This is a genomic window from Ruegeria sp. CDSB114 (genome assembly GCF_059611025.1).
In genome coordinates, this window is sequence record NZ_JBXWOT010000018.1 from 2,501 (window position 1) to 5,898 (window position 3,398).

Annotated in this window: 1 tRNA gene and 2 rRNA genes; all 3 read left to right on the plus strand. The window is 53.1% G+C overall.

From position 1 onward, the window contains the following. Positions 1–104: 104 nt before the first annotated feature. The 3 genes from AC2FIP_RS20560 to AC2FIP_RS20570 all read left to right on the plus strand — a co-directional run bounded on the left by AC2FIP_RS20560 (position 105) and on the right by AC2FIP_RS20570 (position 3,398). Positions 105–2,932, plus strand: a 23S ribosomal RNA gene (locus AC2FIP_RS20560). A gap of 187 nt (positions 2,933–3,119) precedes the next feature. Beyond that, a 5S ribosomal RNA gene (gene rrf / locus AC2FIP_RS20565) occupies positions 3,120–3,234 on the plus strand. A gap of 87 nt (positions 3,235–3,321) precedes the next feature. Beyond that, a tRNA-Met gene (locus tag AC2FIP_RS20570) sits at positions 3,322–3,398 on the plus strand.

A 3,398-nucleotide genomic window follows, 5' to 3' on the forward strand; every position in this document is an offset into this window, starting at 1 on the left:
TTGATCTGATCGAACTCTGCAGGCCGACAGGCCGAAGGAGTTCATGTGCTCAAGTAGCCGAATAGGCGGTAGCACAAGTATCAAGTCTTTCTTTTTCTGGATCAAATCAAGCGCGAGAAGGGCGTTTGGTGAATGCCTTGGCAGCAAGAGGCGATGAAAGACGTGATACTCTGCGATAAGCCATGGGGAGCTGAGAATAAGCTTTGATCCATGGATTTCTGAATGGGGCAACCCACCTGAAAGTTTGTTATTGTTGGCTTTGCCAGTCAATAATGGGCTTAACCAGGTATTTATGACCTGAATACATAGGGTTATAAAGGCAAACCCGGGGAACTGAAACATCTAAGTACCCGGAGGAAAGGAAATCAATTGATACTCCCCTAGTAGCGGCGAGCGAACGGGGACCAGCCGAGCCTTGAGAGTGAGAAGAACATGTTGGGAAGCATGGCCATAGCGGGTGACAGCCCCGTATTCTAAGCTCAATGGGACGTATTAAGTAGGGCGGAACACGTGAAATTCTGTCTGAAGATCGGAGGACCACCTTCGAAGGCTAAGTACTCCTTGCTGACCGATAGTGAACCAGTACCGTGAGGGAAAGGTGAAAAGCACCCCGACGAGGGGAGTGAAACAGTACCTGAAACCGAACGCCTACAATCAGTCGGAGCCTCCTTGCGGGGTGACGGCGTACCTTTTGTATAATGGGTCATCGACTTGGTCTCACGAGCAAGCTTAAGCCGTTAGGTGTAGGCGTAGCGAAAGCGAGTCTTAATAGGGCGCATGAGTTCGTGGGATCAGACCCGAAACCGAGTGATCTAGGCATGGCCAGGTTGAAGGTAAGGTAACACTTACTGGAGGACCGAACCCACATCCGTTGAAAAGGATCGGGATGAGCTGTGCCTAGGGGTGAAAGGCCAATCAAACTCGGAGATAGCTGGTTCTCTGCGAAATCTATTTAGGTAGAGCGTCATCCGAATACCCCGGGGGGTAGAGCACTGGATGGGTAATGGGGCCCCACAGGCTTACTGATCCTAACCAAACTCCGAATACCCGGGAGTACTAGATGGCAGACACACTGCGGATGCTAACGTCCGTAGTGGAGAGGGAAACAACCCTGACCTACAGCTAAGGCCCCCAATTCATGGCTAAGTGGGAAAGCAGGTGGGACGACCAAAACAACCAGGAGGTTGGCTTAGAAGCAGCCATCCTTTAAAGATAGCGTAACAGCTCACTGGTCTAAATAAGTTGTCCTGCGGCGAAGATGTAACGGGGCTCAAGCCATGAGCCGAAGCTTAGGATGCCGTAAGGCATGGTAGCAGAGCGTAGTGTGACATAGTCTCATTCCTCCTTCACGTCTTCGGGCGTATTGGAGGAGAGAGGCTTTCGATGAAGCCGGCGCGTGAGCGATCCGGTGGAGAGATCACTAGTGAGAATGATGACATGAGTAGCGACAAAGAGTGTGAGAGACACTCTCGCCGAAAGTCCAAGGGTTCCTGCTTAAAGCTAATCTGAGCAGGGTAAGCCGGCCCCTAAGCCGAGGCCGAAAGGCGTAGGCGATGGGAACTAGGTTAATATTCCTAGGCCGTGGAGTGGTGACGGATCTCAGAGGTAGTTCATCCTTATCGGATTGAATGGGCTGCTGAGAGGTTCCTGGAAATAGCCCTCCTATAAGACCGTACCCTAAACCGACACAGGTGGACTGGTAGAGAATACCAAGGCGCTTGAGAGAACGATGTTGAAGGAACTCGGCAAAATACCTCCGTAAGTTCGCGAGAAGGAGGCCCGGTTCCTAGGCAACTAGGGGCTGGGGGCACAAACCAGGGGGTGGCGACTGTTTATTAAAAACACAGGGCTCTGCGAAGTCGCAAGACGACGTATAGGGTCTGACGCCTGCCCGGTGCCTGAAGGTTAAAAGGAGAGGTGAGAGCCTTGAATTGAAGCCCAGGTAAACGGCGGCCGTAACTATAACGGTCCTAAGGTAGCGAAATTCCTTGTCGGGTAAGTTCCGACCTGCACGAATGGCGTAACGACTTCCCCGCTGTCTCCAACATCGACTCAGCGAAATTGAATTGCCTGTCAAGATGCAGGCTTCCCGCGGTTAGACGGAAAGACCCCGTGCACCTTTACTACAGCTTCGCACTGGCATCAGGATTGTGATGTGCAGGATAGGTGGTGGGCTTTGAAGCAGAGACGCAAGTCTTTGTGGAGCCTCCCTTGAGATACCACCCTTCGCACTCTTGATGTCTAACCGCGGTCCGTTATCCGGATCCGGGACCCTGCGTGGCGGGTAGTTTGACTGGGGCGGTCGCCTCCTAAAGCGTAACGGAGGCGCGCGAAGGTTGGCTCAGAGCGGTCGGAAATCGCTCGTTGAGTGCAATGGCAGAAGCCAGCCTGACTGCGAGACTGACAAGTCGAGCAGAGTCGAAAGACGGCCATAGTGATCCGGTGGTCCCGAGTGGAAGGGCCATCGCTCAACGGATAAAAGGTACGCCGGGGATAACAGGCTGATACTGCCCAAGAGTCCATATCGACGGCAGTGTTTGGCACCTCGATGTCGGCTCATCTCATCCTGGGGCTGGAGCAGGTCCCAAGGGTACGGCTGTTCGCCGTTTAAAGAGGTACGTGAGCTGGGTTTAGAACGTCGTGAGACAGTTCGGTCCCTATCTGCCGTGGGTGTAGGAGACTTGAGAGGAGTTGCCCCTAGTACGAGAGGACCGGGGTGAACGATCCACTGGTGGACCTGTTGTTGCGCCAGCAGCAGTGCAGGGTAGCTATGATCGGACAGGATAACCGCTGAAGGCATCTAAGCGGGAAGCCCCCCTCAAAACAAGGTCTCCCTGAGGGCCGTGGAAGACCACCACGTCAATAGGCCGGAGATGTAAGCGCAGTAATGCGTTCAGTTGACCGGTACTAATCGCCCGATAGGCTTGATTTGATCCAGTAATGGAAAGACAAATCAAAAACATACACACCTTAAACATGGATAACTTCGCAGCACATAGCTGCGGTGTTGATTGATACACTACCGTGCGGCAACGCGCCTTTATCTGCGATAAAGATGCTGCCTGCCGCATAGTCGCTTTCTTGCAAAGCAAGAAAGTCGACCGAGGGATTTTCCTCGGTTTGGTGGTCATAGCGCAAGTGAAACACCCGGTCCCATCCCGAACCCGGAAGTTAAGCACTGCCGCGCCAATGGTACTTGGGCTTAAGCCCCGGGAGAGTAGGTCACCGCCAAACCTAGAAAAATCCCAATTCTCTCTAAACGATAACAATACTTATTCGACCCCGGCCTCAAGTAGCGAAAGCGATAGGCCAACCTAGTGTCGCGGGATGGAGCAGCCCGGTAGCTCGTCAGGCTCATAACCTGAAGGTCGTAGGTTCAAATCCTACTCCCGCAACCA